The 16,033-nt window shown below is 62.6% G+C and carries 13 protein-coding genes; 4 read left to right on the top strand and 9 right to left on the bottom strand.

Translation table 11 applies throughout. The features are described from left to right. Nucleotides 1-553 precede the first annotated feature (553 nt). From AC0L3X_RS14235 to AC0L3X_RS14245, 3 genes are all read right to left on the bottom strand, one after another. A complete protein-coding gene (locus AC0L3X_RS14235; protein ID WP_199877122.1) occupies nt 554-1,423 on the bottom strand; it encodes an alpha/beta fold hydrolase in 870 nt (289 codons plus the stop codon). Between the two features lie 143 nt (nt 1,424-1,566). Next, complete coding sequence (locus AC0L3X_RS14240; protein WP_063981099.1) at nt 1,567-2,427, bottom strand: DMT family transporter; 861 nt, start codon at nt 2,425-2,427, stop codon at nt 1,567-1,569. Nucleotides 2,428-2,513: 86 nt separating this feature from the next. Then, nucleotides 2,514-3,128 (bottom strand): TetR/AcrR family transcriptional regulator, encoded by a 615-nt coding sequence (locus AC0L3X_RS14245; RefSeq protein WP_187388042.1) that lies wholly within the window; start codon nt 3,126-3,128, stop codon nt 2,514-2,516. A 232-nt stretch (nt 3,129-3,360) separates the two neighbouring features. Between AC0L3X_RS14245 and AC0L3X_RS14250 the strand changes: the two genes are divergently transcribed. Next, a complete protein-coding gene (locus AC0L3X_RS14250) occupies nt 3,361-4,278 on the top strand; it encodes an alpha/beta fold hydrolase (protein WP_063981100.1) in 918 nt (305 codons plus the stop codon). 186 nt (nt 4,279-4,464) lie between these two features. On the opposite strand, the gene AC0L3X_RS14255 is transcribed toward AC0L3X_RS14250, so the two are convergent. Beyond that, nucleotides 4,465-6,258, bottom strand: a complete 1,794-nt coding sequence (locus AC0L3X_RS14255; RefSeq protein WP_346283384.1) for an adenylate/guanylate cyclase domain-containing protein — start codon at nt 6,256-6,258, stop codon at nt 4,465-4,467. Nucleotides 6,259-6,513: 255 nt separating this feature from the next. Beyond that, the gene (locus tag AC0L3X_RS14260; protein ID WP_283017561.1) at nt 6,514-9,000 is read right to left on the bottom strand and encodes an arylsulfatase; all 2,487 of its coding nucleotides are present in this window, start codon (nt 8,998-9,000) and stop codon (nt 6,514-6,516) included. A 367-nt stretch (nt 9,001-9,367) separates the two neighbouring features. Here AC0L3X_RS14260 and AC0L3X_RS14265 point away from each other — a divergent pair, with 367 nt between their 5' ends. Next, a complete protein-coding gene (locus AC0L3X_RS14265; protein ID WP_063981102.1) occupies nt 9,368-9,817 on the top strand; it encodes a MaoC/PaaZ C-terminal domain-containing protein in 450 nt (149 codons plus the stop codon). Nucleotides 9,818-10,071: 254 nt separating this feature from the next. Here AC0L3X_RS14265 and AC0L3X_RS14270 read toward each other — a convergent pair whose 3' ends face one another. Further along, on the bottom strand, nt 10,072-10,350 hold the full coding sequence (locus AC0L3X_RS14270) for a hypothetical protein (protein WP_187387924.1): 279 nt from the start codon (nt 10,348-10,350) through the stop codon (nt 10,072-10,074). Between the two features lie 238 nt (nt 10,351-10,588). Next, complete coding sequence (locus tag AC0L3X_RS14275) at nt 10,589-12,076, bottom strand: hypothetical protein (protein ID WP_473316479.1); 1,488 nt, start codon at nt 12,074-12,076, stop codon at nt 10,589-10,591. A gap of 399 nt (nt 12,077-12,475) precedes the next feature. Between AC0L3X_RS14275 and AC0L3X_RS14280 the strand changes: the two genes are divergently transcribed. Together AC0L3X_RS14280 and AC0L3X_RS14285 are read left to right on the top strand one after the other, a co-directional pair. Then, nucleotides 12,476-12,640 (top strand): Flp family type IVb pilin, encoded by a 165-nt coding sequence (locus AC0L3X_RS14280; protein WP_014492421.1) that lies wholly within the window; start codon nt 12,476-12,478, stop codon nt 12,638-12,640. A 450-nt stretch (nt 12,641-13,090) separates the two neighbouring features. Then, nucleotides 13,091-13,771 (top strand): TetR family transcriptional regulator, encoded by a 681-nt coding sequence (locus tag AC0L3X_RS14285; protein WP_063981105.1) that lies wholly within the window; start codon nt 13,091-13,093, stop codon nt 13,769-13,771. Between the two features lie 151 nt (nt 13,772-13,922). Here AC0L3X_RS14285 and pyk read toward each other — a convergent pair whose 3' ends face one another. Together pyk and AC0L3X_RS14295 are read right to left on the bottom strand one after the other, a co-directional pair. Continuing rightward, complete coding sequence (gene pyk / locus AC0L3X_RS14290) at nt 13,923-15,359, bottom strand: pyruvate kinase (RefSeq protein ID WP_063981106.1); 1,437 nt, start codon at nt 15,357-15,359, stop codon at nt 13,923-13,925. Further along, nucleotides 15,356-15,955: a DUF1036 domain-containing protein gene (locus tag AC0L3X_RS14295; protein WP_063981107.1), complete on the bottom strand. Its 600-nt coding sequence runs from the start codon at nt 15,953-15,955 to the stop codon at nt 15,356-15,358. Before AC0L3X_RS14295 ends, pyk begins: the two co-directional genes overlap by 4 nt. Nucleotides 15,956-16,033: the final 78 nt, after the last annotated feature.

Here is a 16,033-nt window from a genome sequence, read left to right on the forward strand (position 1 = left end):
TGGGGGTGTTTGGTTTTTTGTGGTTGTTTAGGTTTTTTTTGTGTTCTTGTCTCTGTGTGCGGGGGGGGGGGGGGGGGGGGGGGCCCCCGCGGGGGCGGGCGCGGCGCCCCCCCCCCCCCCTTCCGGGGGGGGGGGGGGGGGGCCCCGCGCGGGGGGGCCCCCCCCCCCCCCCCCCCCCCCCCCGCGGCGGGGGCCGGCCCCCCGAGCCGGGGCCCATGTCTCCGCATCTTGCCGTGTGGCCTTCTGGATCCCGGCTCAGCGCAGCAGCGTTGCACGCAGCAGCGCGTCCGGGACACGAGAGAGGTGCGTGTCGTCGGCCCGCAAACTCCGTCATTGCGAGCGTAGCGAAGCAATCCAGAATGTTTCCATGGCAGCAGTCTGGATTGCTTCGTCGCTTCGCTCCTCGCAATGACGGCGTGGATGCAGTTGGGCTCGTAATGGCTCTGCACCGGTCGCGTAGGGTGGGCAAAGGCGCGTAGCGCCGTGCCCACCATCTCTCGGCAATTGCGATAGACGCGGTGGGCACGCTTCGCTTTGCCCACCCTACGATATCTCACTTCGCTGCCGCTCCGGGCCACTCACCGCCACGTTCCAGAAAATGCAGCACGTCGTCGCTGAACTGCTCGGGATCCTGCAGGAACGAGAAGTGACTGACCTCCGGCTGGATCAGCAGTCCGGCGCCCGGAATGTTCGCCGCCATGAATTCGGTGTTCTCGCGCTTGATCGCCTCGTCGTGGTCGCCGTCCACGATCCAGGTCGGGACCTTGATCGTCGCGAGATCCGACGCCGTCCATTTCGGCTGGCTCTCCCACATTTTGGTAATCTCCGCGACGAAGCCCTTGTACTCGGTCGGGGTCGGCGACAGGCGCTTGTACTCCTCGCCAGCTCTCGCGATGTAGGCGTTGAAGACGTCGCTCGACGCAATGTCCGCAACGCCTGACGGATCCGAATTCGCCGCGAAGGCGAACAGCTTGCTCACCCGTTCCGGGTGCTTCATCGCGATGTCGAGGCCGATGATCGCGCCGTCGCTCCAGCCGACGATCGCAGCTTTCCTGATCTTCAGGTGATCGAGCAGGGCGACCACGTCCGAGGCCATCAGATCGTAGCCATAGGGCTCCTGATTGCGGCTGCTGCGCCCATGCCCGCGGCTGTCCATGACGATGACCTGATAGTGCCGTTGCAGCGCGCGGACCTGGCGGCCCCAATAGTTGGCGTTGGCGAGGCCGCCATGCAGCAGGATGACAGGCTCGCCGCGGCCGAAAATTGCGTACCAGACCTTGATGCCGTTGACGGGCGCGAAGCCGCTCTGCGTCGCCCTGGGCAGTGTCGGCGTCGGCGGCAGGTTCAGCCATTGCGGTGCCGCATGTGCCGCGCTGATCGCGATCGTGACGAGAAGCGCGGCGAGAAGATTGCGAAACATCATGATACGCCCTCCTGTTCGATCGGATATTTGCGCACGGCAAGTTGGGCGCGTCACGTCGCAACACGGTCCACCACCGAGACGTGAAGCCTCGTGATCTCCATTGCCGGGCAGACGACATCGATCCCACAACGCAACATCCGGGCTCAACTGGGTCGCGCGCTCGGTCTGACCTGTGTCATCGCCACGCCTGCGATCGCGAGCAGCCCGCCGGCGATCAACTTCGGGGTCATGCGCTCGCCAAGGAACAGCACGCTCGACGTCAAGGCGAACACCGGAAGCAGCAGGCCGAAGGGCGCGACGCGGCCCATGGAGCAGCGGGCGATCAGCCAGAACCAGAGGCCGAACCCGACAATTCCGCCGATGAAAATCGTGTAGGCGAGCGCCAGCCAGCCGCGTCCATCCGCCGTGACGAGGCTCGCCAGTTGTCCGTATTCGAGCAGCAGCGACATCAACATGACCTGCGGCACTGTGAACAGCGACGACCACCCCATCAACATCAGGGGATCGAAAGGGCCGTAGCGTTTCGTCAGGACGTTGGACACCGCGAATGCGAAGGCCGCCCCGACCACTAGCAGCAGCGGAAGCCCGTTGGCCGACAGGCCAGGCTCCGCTGCCAGCACGACAACGCCGGCGAATGCGAGCAGCACTCCGGCGGTCGTGGAGAGAGACGGCCGCTCGGCGAGCAACGGCCAGGCCAGCAGGACGGTGAAGGGCGTGGCGAGTTGATACGCGACGGCCGACATGCTTCCCGAGCCGAGCCCGAGGCCGACATAGAACAGCCCGAAGTTCAGACCGCCCAGGAAGATCGAAATGGCTGCGACAGGGCCGAGCTGCGCGCGCGTGGGCCTCTTCACGAACGGAACGAGCAGCAGCGCGATGGCCAGGAAGCGCAGCGCGAGGAAGAACAGCGGCGGAAACTCCGCGACGCCCACCTTGATGGCCACGAACTGATAACCCCAGAGCAGGGGAACGGCTACCGCGCAGACGATCTGGATGGCAGACATGGCATCCTTCCTTTCACGACCGATCGGTCCATATATTGACGCGCCAGGTGCGGAGGCGTCCGGGGGTAGTTGACCTGATTGGGTTGCTACCTGACGAACCGGTCGAGCAAAGCGTCAGCGGTGGCTTGCGATGTGGCCCGCGCCGGCGCCGTCTTGCCGACCACGCGCAGGCCCTCGACGAAACAGACCAGAATTTTGGCGGCACTCGCGGGATCGACACCGTCGGCCAGCTTGCCCGCCACCTTCGCGCGGGACAGGGCATCGGCCAGGCGGGCCTCCATGGCCCTGAAGAAGCCCGCTACGCGACGACCAATCGCGGCATCCTGGCCGGCCAGCTCCATGGCCGTGGCCACCAGCAGGCAGCCGCGCCGGCCGTTGGCACCGCTGGTGCGATCGACATAGCCGGCAAGATAGGCCCGCAGGGCGTCGACCGGCTCCCTGCGGGGGGCGAGTTCGACATCCATCCGCGTCACGGCATCGGCAATGTAGCGATCGAGTGCGCGCAGGAAGAGCGAGTGCTTGTCGCCGAACGCGGCGTAAAGGCTGCCACGCGAGAGTTTCGTGGCCCGAAGCAGGTCCGGCAGCGCCGTGGCGTGATAGCCGCGCGACCAGAACACCCCCATCGCGCGTTCGACCGCGGCATCCACGTCGAAGCTTCGGGGGCGGCCACGGGGCGACTGCACTGGGGTTGGGCGGCTCATCATCGACATATAGACCGATTGGTCTTTAAATCGCAAGTGCCCGTTTCGGGGCGAAAGCCGATGTCAGCTTTGAACGCGGAAATGGCTGCTATGGGCCAGTTGCAGACATCCGACAGCCGTGTGACCATGGCGGCCGTTGTTGCAGCCTACGATCGAGAAATTCCAAAAAGAGTTGGTTGGCTGAGACAAAGGCTCCGCGAGATCGACGAGTCATCGAGGCCCGACGGAGGGCATGCATTTGAGAAATTCAAGCAACGCTGCGTGTCCTAGCGAAGGTGCAGTCCAGATCGGCGGTCGATCACTGGCTTACCTTCAGGTCGGCGATCCGAACGGTCCGCTCGTACTTCACAATCATGGCGGACCATCGAGCCGGCTCGAAGCCAAGGTTTTTGCGTCTCACGCGCTCAAACTTGGTTTGAGATTTGTGTGCGTGGACCGTCCAGGCCAAGGCAAATCAGATCCTCAACACGGTCGCACCTTCGCAGGCTGGGCCGCAGACCTGGAAGCGATTGCCAACGCTTTTGAGACCGATCGCTTTGCGGTCACAGGCTGGTCTGAGGGTGGTCCTTGGGCGCTCGCGGCAGCGGCGTACCTTGATCCCGCGAAGCTGGTACACGTGACCAGCATCGCTCCCGGATCCTACGGCGCATTCGGTACGAATTGGGCAGCGAAGGATCTGTCCTCGACCGACGCCATAGGCGGGTTCCTTGCACTGCATTTCCGGCCGGGTTTCCAGCTGATGTATGACCTGATCGATCTCGCTGCGACGCGGTTTCCGGAGCAGTACAAGAAGGCATTGCTGAAGGCGAGCTGCCCCGCTGACCTCGCGGCGCTTGCTGATGACGATGTGCTGAGTGCCATCGTGGAGTCTGGACGCGAGTGTTTCCGGCAAGGCGTTGACGGTCTCGTGGCCGATGCGCAGATGCTCTATCAACAGTGGCCATTCGACGTCACGGCGATCCATAGGCCGGTTCATCTGTGGCAAGGCAGCGCCGATACGTTTGTGCCTTACGCAGTAAACAAACCGCTGGGTGAGCGGATGCCTGGAGCGGTATGGCACGAAGTCGCTGATGGCGGGCACTTTATCGCGAGTTCACACGCCGCCGAAATATTGGCAGTCGTTGCCAACGATCTGGCAGCAACGGCGTGATTTCGGTCTCCCATCGTCCCGATGGGAATGTCCGCTACGGGCCAAAATGCGAAGAACGCAGAGCGGGCAAAGTCAGTCCGCTCTACTCCACCAAGCGGACCTCAATGAAAGGTGTCGCCATTTCGCTGATGGGCCGAGAGCGGAAGTTGCGGCTCTCACTCTCTTGCCGCACCGTGGCCGTAGAGGTCATTCGGGCAGCCCGGCTCGCCGCAACCCTTCTTCGTATCGAGCGAGATCTTCGGCACGCCGATAGGGGCCGAGCACGCTTTTGAGATTGGAGACACGCACCGAAGGATTCAATTGCCGCAGCCGAGCCACCGCCTTTTGTGCCTGCTCCAGTCGTCCGGCCATTGCCTTGCTTGCGGCGTCCATACGTAACGCAGGTTGAAAGTCCGGATTGTCCTGCAACGCCATTGCAGCCCACGATGCCGCGTCGCCATAGTGGCCCAGGAAGAAATGGGCATGCGAGGTCCCAGTTCGTACCCCGCTCATAAACGGATCAAGCGGGTTGAGGCGGATGGCACGGGCGAAGCGCTCGATTGCCGTTTCCGGCTCGCCTAGCCAGTTCTTCACCCAGCCACTCCAAAACCATGCCTCGGCCCAATTGGAATTGAACACGAGCGCGCGATCGATCAAGGCGGCGCCTCCCCCGAGATCGAGTAAAACAAACGCTGATACATATCCGCTCGCCGCGAGGGCGATCACGTCGTCTTTTCCTAGCTCAACCGCTCTCTGAACGAGCTTTTCTACTTTGGCAGTCTCGCTCGGTGTGACTGAAATCCAGCCATTGGTCTTGGCAAAGGTGTAGCAAAGGGCGGCACGACCGTAAGCTGACGCAAAACCTGGGTCGAGCTTGATCGCCCTGTTGAATAGGCGTAACGCCTCTTCGTTCGCTTGCCGGTTAGCAAACTGATAAGAGCTGGCCAAACCGCGTAAGTAGTGATCATAGGCATCAAGACTCTCGGTAGGCTTGCGTTTGGCGCGCTCGATCTCGGCTTTTTCAACCGCCGGCGCGATCGCTCCGACTATGCTCTCGGTGACCTGGTCCTGCAGGTCGAAGATGTCGGTGAGTCCACCGTCAAACCGGTCTGCCCAGAGATGTCCTCCCGTAGGGGTATCGACGAGCTGTCCCGTGATGCGCACCCGGTTTGCCGCCTTGCGAACGCTTCCTTCCAGCACATAGCGCACGCCAAGCTCGCGCCCCACTTGCTTGATGTCGACAGCGCGTCCCTTGTATGTGAAGCTCGAATTGCGGGCGATGACGAACAGCGCCTTGAAACGGGACAGCGCGGTGATGATGTCCTCCGCTATTCCGTCCGCGAAGTATTCCTGTTCGGGATCGCCTGACATGTTCTGGAACGGCAGCACGGCGATGGACGGCTTGTCGGGCAGCGCCAGAGCCTGGGTGGTCTCGACCGGCGACCTTTTCGAGATTGCCGCAGAACCGTCCGCGTTTATCCTCAATCGCCACGCGCGCATCGGCTCAACAATGTTCTTCAGATTCTGCGGACCCATGTCCTCGAAGGCGATATCGACCTTGCCGCGGATTTGACGTTGCGTGTCCTCGGAGATGCAGATGCCGCCGGGTTCCGCGATGCCTTCAAGGCGGGCGGCGATATTGACGCCGTCCCCGAAGATATCATTTTCGTCGATTATGATGTCGCCGACGTGGATGCCGACGCGAAATTCGATCCGCTTGGCCTGCGGCACCGCGGCATTTCGCTCAACCATGCCGCGCTGCACCTCGATGGCGCATCGCGCTGCATCGACGGCGCTGGCGAACTCGACCAGCATGCCGTCGCCGGTCGTCTTGACGATCCGTCCGCGATGCGCGGCGATGGAGGGATCGAAAAGAGACTTTCTGGCGGCCTTGAGGCGAGCCAGCACGTCTTCTTCGTCCATACCCATCATGCGGCTGTATCCGGCAACATCCGCCGCCAGAATCGCCGCAAGCCTCCGTTCCACGCAATTGTTGGCCAAAACGGCCCCCGCGAGATCGGTAGATTCCGTCCCACGTATCAAAGCACAGGGTGTTCCTTTTGGGCTAGGGTCAATGTCAGGTCAGGGTCAAAATGCGAAGAACGCAGAGCGGGCAAAGTCAGTTCGCTCCACCCCACCAAGCGGACCTCAATGAAAGGTGTCGCCACTTTGCTGATGGGCCAGGAGCGGACTGGTGTTGGCGCGGGACACAAAGAGAGCCCTCCTCGCGTAACGGGGAAGGGCCAAGTCTTGCGCTCAAGCCTTGTGTTTGATCTTCACGGTGTTGATGGTGCCGGTGAAGGCGTTTTCCCAAGGATCGTAGTCATCGCACACTGGGGAGTAGGCATCCACGCCGATGTCGGCGGTCTCACCGGCCAGCGACCACACCGCGCCCTGCGTCTTATTGATGCGGCCTTCGCCGACTTTCCTGCCGTTGATCGACAGCACGCCGGTGCCGCCCTTGTGCAGGCCGCCGCCGTCATAGGTGAAATCATAGACCAGCGTGACCTTGCCTTCCGGTAGAGCCTCCTTGCCTTCGATGAAGTATTTCTCCCGCGCCAGCCAGTTGTAGGCGAGCTTGGGTCTTCCGTCCTTGACGTAAAGACTCCAGCCGCCGAACAGGCCACCCTGCGAGACCACGACGCCGTTGGCGCCGCCTTTGGGAATGACCAGGTCGGCGGTGACAACATAGGAACGGCTGAGCGTGTCGATGAAGACATTTTCAGCCATGCCGGTCATCCCGGCGTAGTAGGTCACCTCGGTACGGCCGGCCATAATGTCGGGCCGTCCGGCATTGGTCGCATTCAGCCGTGCGAAGGAGCGGTCATCCATCGGATAAACGCCGAACTTGATCGCCTCCTGATGGAATAGGTCCTGCAGTTCTTTCAGCTTCGCGGGATTTTGCGCGGCGAGGTCGGTAGCCTGTCCGAAGTCCACGGCCACATTGTAAAGCTCCCATTTGTCCTTGGCGTAGTCATCGACGCGGGGGCTGCTCTCCCATGGCGCGCGGTGCATCACGCAGGCCATCCAGCCGTCCTTGTAGATGCTGCGATTGCCGCTGCACTCGTTGTACTGGACGGTGTGGCGATCCTTTGCCGCCGCATCGTCGAACGAGTAGATCATGCTGGTGCCGGCCATCGGAATCTGCTCGACGCCGTTGACTATCTTTGGCTCGGGGATGCCGACGGCTTCAAGGATGGTGGGGCCGACGTCGATCAGGTGGGTATACTGCCTGCGGATTTCCCCTTTCGATTTGATGCCGCCGGGCCAGCGAATGACCATGCCCTGATTCTGGCCGCCGCCCTGACAGGCATTGATGCACCAGGTTGCCGGCGTGGAGCCGGCCATTGCCCAAGCCACCGAATAGTTAGGGTAGGAGTTCGGTCCGCCATACTCGTCCATTCGGGTCTTGAGATACGGGATGTCTTCGGGTGCGTCGTTGAGGTTGGACCATTCGTTGAAGGTTCCGTTTAGACCACCGATCGCGGTGCCGCCATTGTCGCCGGCGATATAGATCACGATGGTGTTGTCGAGTTCGCCGAGATCCCCGATGGCGTCGATCAAACGCCCGATCTCGCGGTCGGTATGCTCGGCATAGCCTGCATAGACTTCCATTTGCCGCGACAGCACCTTCTTCGCGTCGTCCGAAAGGGCGTCCCATTTTGGAATTTCAGGAGGGTTTTCAGCAATCTTGGTGCCCGGAGGCATCAGGCCCATCTTTATCTGACGCGCAAGAATTTCCCCGCGTAGCTTGTCCCACCCCTGATCAAATTTCCCCTTGTAGACATCGAGCCATTCTTTCGGCGGCGTGTGAGGCGGATGCGCGCCGCCCGTGGCGTAATACATAAAGAACGGACGATCCGGGGTCAGCGAGCGCGTACCACGTATCCAGCCTATCGCCTTGTCCGTGATATCGACGTTGAAATGATAGTTTGGGTCGCGCGGCACGCCGAGTTCGGTAGTGCCATCCACGAGGTAGGGCCGGAACAAGTTCTTCTCGCCGCCGATGAAGCCATAGAATTTTTCAAAGCCCTGTCGCGCTGGCCAGCGGTCGAACGGGCCGCTCATGCTGGTTTCCCACGGCGGCGTCTCGTGGCTTTTGCCGAACATCGACGTGCAATAGCCCCACTGTCGAAGAATTTCAGCGATAGGCGCAACGCTCTTTGGCCGCATGCCGGTGTCGCCGGGATATGAGGTCGCACCGTCAACTACAGCGGCTTGGCTATTTTGATGTTGATTGCGTCCGGTCAATAGCGCGGTGCGGCTCGGCGAACACAGACTGTTGACGTGAAAGTTCGTGTAGGTCAGCCCCTCTTTGGCGAGACGATCCATGGTCGGGAAGTTGATCGGTCCGCCGAAGGTCGATGGGTCCGCATAGGAAGTCTGGTCTTGAAGAATGACCAGGATGTTGGGGGCGCCCTTCGGCGGCCGGATCGAGACTGGCTTCGGCTGCGGCACCTTGCGCCAATCCGGCTCGGTGATGACAGGACGCGGCGGCTGCGGAAACGGCAGGATCTCGCCAAGCTTCGGCCCCGTCGATGCGGGTGCTGCTGCGGGTGCCGGTGCAGCCTGTTGCACTTGAGCGGTCGCTGGCGCCGTCGCCGCCAAGGCCGTCATCGCAGCGAGCGACGAACCACCCAACAAAAGGTCGCGTCGTTGCATGCCGTCATTGCCGCGCCTATTTTTTTCGAATGCGTTTGAGGAGGATTCGTTCGGGGGACCGTCTTCTGGATGATCGCTCATAAGCGTCCTCTCTTGTTCGACGATTGAACCAAACTTCCCGGATGTACCTCGCGTTGATCTAGATCAATGGAAGACCGCTATGGGTCAAAATGCGAAGAACGCAGAGTGAGCAAAGTCAGTCCGCTCTACTCCACCAAGCGGACCTCAATGAAAGGTGTCGCCATTTCGCTGATGGGCCATAAGCTGATTTTCGGATGATGACCTTTGGTGTTTGCTCATCCGGGAAAGGCTGCCTTGGAAATTGGTGCGACTGGCCTGAACGACGTGTGGGTTAGCCGGACAAGAACAGAAATTGATGCTTGAAAAGGGTTATAATCCCGCCGCGTTGAGCCGTGCCTGATTTACTTCATCCGCAGAGGACGAAGCCATGACCCAGCTGTATTTTGAAGATGCCGAAATTGGTATGACTAGCAAGGCTGGTCCTTATCTGGTCTCGAAGGAAGAGATCGTCCAGTTCGCCAAGCAATATGATCCAGCGCCCCGTCACCTCGATGAGGAGGCAGCAGCACGTTCAATTTTTGGGGGACTAACCGCATCGAGCGCCCATACGTTTTCGATCTTCATCTCGCTCACGCCGAAGCTCCAGCCTCGGCTCCATGTCCTCGCCGGAATGGGTTGGGATGAGTTAAGGCTGCCGAACCCGGTACGCCCAGGAGATGAACTCGATCTTGAGATGATTGTTCTGGAGAAGCGGGAGTCTAAGTCGAAACCTGATCGAGGCATCGTGCGCAACCAAATCAGAGTGCGCAATCAACAAAACGAAATCGTCTTGCAGTGTATAGCCAATATTCTCGTTGCGAGACGAGCGGGTCCATAGCAAGGAGCCATCGTCCGTCTTGGCGGCGCTTGCCAACACAAAATGTTCACGTCCGCTATGGGTCAAAATGCGAAGAACGCAGAGTGAGCAAAGTCAGTCCGCTCTACCCACCAAGCGGGCCTCAATGAAAGGTGTCGCCACTTCGCTGATGGGCCACAAGCTGACATCGCTGATGCCATACTCAATCACTTCATCTGCGATGCCCAGCGTGGGCGGTATCGTTACCCCCCTGCGCCTTCGCGGTCTTGCGGAAATTAGCGCGCGAATTTGTAGTAAGCGAACGCCGCCGAAGTGACCGTAAGCAATGCCGAAGCAATCCAGATCGGCCCCAGCATAAAGATGGCTATCGCGCCCTGCCCACAGGCACCGCATGCAACCCAGAACAATATTGGAAAAAAACATAACAGGATGACTACGGCAAATCCTGTACTGAGCCAAACTCCTCTCGACCCCCATCGCGCACCCAAAAACCATGGCATGGCGGGAAAGCCGAAGGACAGAATAACCAGGAGGGTCATCAGATCGTCGAACATGATTGGCTCTTGGTCGTTAACACGAGGCAGATGGTTCAAGCCCATACGAAAACCGCGCGAGCCCTTGTCATCGCTGCTACGCTGACTCCGGGCGCATAAGTCGAATTAACAGCAACTGACATTGCCGCTTGACGACCGCCTTGGGGCAAACGGCGAAATGGCCGGAATGCGTGCCTAGGTCCGCTTCACATCTTTAAGCGAACGTCGGATCTGAGAGGACGCGCCGGAAGTCGCTTCCTCACTTCGACGGCGGCGCCGCTCCGTCCGCATTGTCCCGCACATGGATCACCGCGATGTCATCCGTATAGATCCGCTTCCAGCCCTTGAGCTGATCGAGGATTTGCGGGCCCGGCGCATCGGCGACCAGGAGCGTCGCGTCGATCTTGTACTGGTCGAGCAGGCGCGGCAGCAGCTCGGGCTTCTTGCCTTCCGTCGCCTTGAAGAAGTCCATGACGAACTTTTCGCCATAGAGCTCGGCGCGGCCGTCGACGTACACAGGGACGTCGCGCGAGATCAGATAGCCGCCGAACTGATAGGCGTTGAAGATGCGCTGCACCTCGAGTTTTTCGAGCAGGTCGACCGCCGCAACCGGCGTCTGCGTCATCGTGAACGTGAAGCGATGGTGTCCCATGTAGAGCGAGGTCGAGGTCCAGCTCGCGGCCACGATCATGAGCGCGCCGAGCGCGGTGACATAGCGGGCCGGCCAGCGGTCTGCGTCGGCGGTGTCCGCTGGCGGGCGCGGGAACATCTCGCCGAGCGGCTTTGCCAGCACCAGCGGCACCAGGAAGGCGAAGGCCTCGATATTCCTGACATGGGTCAGCGCGGTCCAGGTCAGGAACAGGATCAGGAAGATCCGCGGCGCCGACAGCACGAGGCCGCGATAATAGCCGAGCGCGATCAGGCCGAGCAGTGCGCCTTCGAACCCGGTGAAGGTGGCAAAGTTCGCCGGCATCCATTCGAAGATCAGTGACAGCAATTCGCCGAGGCTGAGGATGTTGGTCGCGCCCATCAGCGTCCGCCAGCCGTAAGGCGTGCAGCAGGCAGCGATCAGCGCGCCGACGCCGAACAGCACCCAGCGCATGAACAGCTTCAGCCGCTGTCCCTTCTCGGCATGCTCGACCGCTTCGAGCGAGATCGGGCCGATCAGCGCGAGGCCCAGCACGAAGCCGCCATGCAAATTCGCCCAAAGCGCCATCAGCGGCAGCCAGGTCCAGGACGGCGCGCTTCGGCGGTCGGCAGCCGCCATCAGCAGGCCGACCCACGCCACCATGACGGGCAGCGCCAGAATATGCGGACGCGCCAGCACGTGATGGATCGACAGCAGCAGCGCCAGCATCGCGAACAGCACCGCGCGCGGCGCCTCGATCTGCGCGTCAAGGAGATAGACGAAGACCGCAGCGGTGAGCGCCATCCCGGTCGCGGTGAGGATCACGGGTCCGGCCCAGCCCCATTGCGCGTAGGAGAAGGCGAACAGCACCTGTGACAGCCACGACGTCGAGATCCAGGATTCCCCTGGGCGCGTGAAAGAATAGAAGTCGGTGTAGGGCAGGGCACCGTGATCGAGGATCCATTGCCCGATCCTGATCTGCCAGAACGAGTCGGAGTCCTGAAGCAGCGTGTCGCCGACGAAGAGGAAGAACAGATAGGTGCCGGCACCGACGCAGAGCGGCAGCAGTGCGCGCGCGCGGCTCTGCATCGCAATGCTGTTGGCAAAGGAAAGGGACATGCCGCCTCGTCGTCCTGCTTGTTCTTGTCGGTCGGAGCATGATCCGGAAAAGTGTGTAGCGGTTTTCCGAGAAGATCATGCTCAAACAATAACCTGAAGCGCGATGAACGATTCATCTCGTCGTGCTTCAGGCCGAGCGGGCGGCATTGGACCATGCGCGGTCATAACTTCGGGTAAATCGCGCCGCAGCGGCGTCGCCGCGGATAGCTACGATTTAACGGATTGTTTTCAATTCTCCTTTACCATCGTCGAATACGTGCAATCCGCTTCGTGTTTCCGCAGTCGAATTAACTGCGGCGCAATTCTTTGCCTCTAGGTTCGGTTCCATGGTCGGGCGGCGCTGGGAAGCCGAGAAGACCAGACCATTTGTAAGCCTCGTGTACTCTTTGGGAGCAGTCTATGAAGAACCTCGTTTCGCGTTTCGTGAAGGACGAATCCGGCGCCACCGCCATTGAATACGGCCTGATCGCTGCCGGCATCGCGCTGGCGATCATCACCGTCGTCAACAACCTCGGCAGCTCGCTGAACACCAAGTTCGGTTCGATCTCGTCCAGCCTCAAGTAAGACCGGACGATCTGAGAGTTTCGAGAGCCCCGTCCCGGACGGGGCTCTTTTCTTTTGCGGGGTGGAGTGAGCCGGAGGCTGCTCGGCCTGCATGGTTCGCCCGGCGATGCGGAGCATCGTCCGGAGATGCCCGCTTTGGCGAGCTCCTCACCAAGAGGGTCTGATATCTTGCCGCGAAACGCGACCTCATCCCGAGGGCCCGCCGTAGGCGGGCGTCTCGAAGGATGGGCCCGCAGGCAAGCTTCCCCGCACGTTCTTCTTCAAAGCCCTCCAGCCGGCGTCAGCAGGCTTGGCGCTCCCGTCCGTCCGGCGTGACGTTCTACGCATTTGCATCTTGTCATTCACTTTGAATAGTTGTTCAGTCCTTGCGGGACGATTTGCATCTATTGCAGGGACGACGCGTTCGGCCGCGCGGGGCGTGCGGCTGGCGTGTGGGACAGGAAGCGCGCCATGGTTTATCGGCGAACGCATCAAGTGGTGAAGCGCCTTGCGGCCAGGCGCAGTGCGATTCTTGCTGCAGCGCGGGAAGCTGCGGCGGAAGGCGGGATGGCGGCGGTGCAGATCGCGCCGGTTGCGGTCCGGGCCAGTGTCGCGGCCGGAACGGTCTACCGCTACTTCCCGTCCAAGTCCGAGCTGATCTCCGAATTGATTGCCGAGGTGTCGCGCGACGAGCTCGCGGCGATCCGCCGGGCGGCCGATGCCGCGCCCGGCCCATCCTCGGCGCTGGCGGCGGCCGTCACCACCGTGGCGGTCCACACGCTGTCGCAGCGCAGGTTGGCCTGGGGCATCCTGGCCGAGCCGGTCGACGTCGATGTCAGCGCGTCCCGCCTCGCCAGCCGCCGCGAGATCGCCGGCGAGATGGCCGCGCGGATCGACGCCGCCGTGCGGGCCGGCCATTTGCCGGCGCAGGATACCGCGCTGGCGGCCACCGCGCTGTTGGGGGCGCTGCATGAGGCCCTGGTCGGGCCGCTCGCGCCCGACAATCTCGACGATCCCGCCAGGATGCGCGATGCGGTGCAGACCGTGACGCTGCTGGCCCTGCGCGCCGTCGGCGTGATGGACGCCCGCGCCCGCGGTCTGGTGGTGCAGCAGACGCTGCTGCCGACCGCGAAAGCGCTGGTCGGGGCCTGAAGAGCAGGTCGCGACCGGGGCCGAGACCCGATTCCGCTCAGGTCATTGCCCGAGCGCGCCTTTCCACAAAACCCGAGCACCTTCGCCGGCAACGCCGGCTACTGTGCATGGGGTTGTTTTCGTCTTTTTTTGTTTGCCGGGCTCCCGCGGACTAGATATCCGCGCCGCCCTCGGGGCCGACCGAGGCGATGCGCACCATGTTGGTGGTGCCGGGGATGCCGAGCGGCACGCCAGCGACGATGATCACGCGCTGGCCGGCGCGGACAAAACCGTCGCGGAAGGCGATCTGGCCGGCGCGGCTCACCATGTCGTCCTGGTCGCGCGCGTCTTCCGCCACCACACAATGCACGCCCCAGACCACCGCCAGCCGGCGTCCGGCCGCGATGTTGGGCGTGATCGCCACGATCGGCGGCTTCGGCCGCTCGCGCGCGACGCGCACTGCAGTCGAGCCCGAGCTGGTCCAGCAGATCAGCGCCGGCAGATCGAGCGTCTCGGCGATCTGGCGGGCGGCGTCCGCGATGGCGTCGCCGGCGGTGGATTCCGGCGCGGGGCGCTGCGCGGTGAGCACGGAACGATAAATCGGGTCGCGCTCGACCTCTTCGCCGATGCGGTTCATGGTCGAGACCGCCTCGACCGGGAATTTGCCGGCCGCCGATTCCGCCGACAGCATGATGGCGTCGGCGCCTTCATAGACGGCGGTGGCGACGTCCGAGACCTCGGCGCGGGTCGGCACCGGCGACTGGATCATCGATTCCAGCATCTGGGTCGCGATCACCACCGGCTTGCCGGCGCGGCGCGCCATGCGCGTCATCTGCTTCTGCAGGCTCGGCACGCGTTCCAGCGGCAGCTCGACGCCGAGATCGCCGCGCGCCACCATCAGCGCGTCGGAGGCCTCGATGATGTCGGCGAGGCGGTCGATCGCCTGCGGCTTCTCGATCTTGGCCATGACAGCGGCGCGGCCGCGGATCATCTTCTTGGCCTCGATCACGTCGTCGGCGCGCTGCACGAAGGACAGCGCGATCCAGTCGACGCCGGTCACCAGCGCGGCCTCGAGGTCAGCGCGGTCCTTCGGCGTCATCGCGGAGACCGGCAAATCGGTGTCGGGCAGGCTGACGCCCTTGCGGTCGGACATCCGGCCGCCGACCACGACACGCGTCACCGCGTGCTCTTTCGAGGTCTCCTCCGCGATCAGGCGCACCTTGCCGTCGTCGAGCAGCAGCGAATGGCCGGGCCTGAGTGCAGCCAGGATCTCCGGATGCGGGAGATTGACGCGCGTGGCATCGCCCGGCGTCTTGTCGGAATCGAGCGTGAAGATCTGGCCGTTCTGGAGCTGGACTGCGCCTTCCGCGAAGGCGCCGAGCCTGAGCTTCGGGCCCTGGAGATCGACCAGGATGCCGATCGGCCGGCCATAACTGCTCTCGACGTTGCGGATCGTCGCGACCAGCTCCCGCATCTTGTCATGCGGGGTGTGGCTCATGTTGATGCGGAACAGATCGGCGCCGGCCTCGAACAGGCGGCGGATCATCGCGAGGTCCGAAGAGGCAGGTCCCAGGGTCGCGAGAATCTTGATACGGCGAAGACGCCTCATGGCTTATTTCCAGACGGTGGCGAGGGAGCTGGCGGAAGGCCAGGCGCGGCGGGGGGCGTACCACCGGGCGGACTATTGGGCAAACCCGGAACGCCGCCACCCGGGCCGACAGGGCCCGGCAGGCCGGGCACGCGCTGCTGCTGTGACGGCTGCTCGTTGGCGTCGGTCAGCTGCACTGTCCAAGCCCGCTGCTCGCCGGTATCGACCTCGAAATAGCCGGTCCGGTCGTAGCCGCGCGCGAGGCAATCCTCGGTGCCGCGGATGGTGAATTCCTTGTCGCGCGAGCACATGAAGGCCTGGCCCGACCATTCGCCGCCGCGGTCGTAGTCGATCGCGTAGATGTAATAGTAGCGCGCGACCAGCGTTCCCCGCAGCAGGGTCTCGCAGGAGCGGGACGAGATGTTCCACCAGCCCTCGGTGGTCCAGCCCTCGGCGTCCTTGTAGCCGAGCGCAATGCCGACCCGGCTCGAGGTGTTGTTGCAAAGCCGGAAGTCGGCGGAGGCCGGGCTGGCCCACAGGCACAGCAGGCCACCCACCAGCACCGGGACCAACCGGGCGAGCAGGCGAAGGGGGGCGCGGGGAGATTCGGCGATCATTGTCGCGGAACGTATACCAGATGATTGACGATTTGGCGTAGGGCCGGGGAACCGGCCTTCGGGTTGGCTCTGGCGCCG

The sequence above is a fragment of the Bradyrhizobium sp. MI1.7 genome (assembly GCF_055811795.1).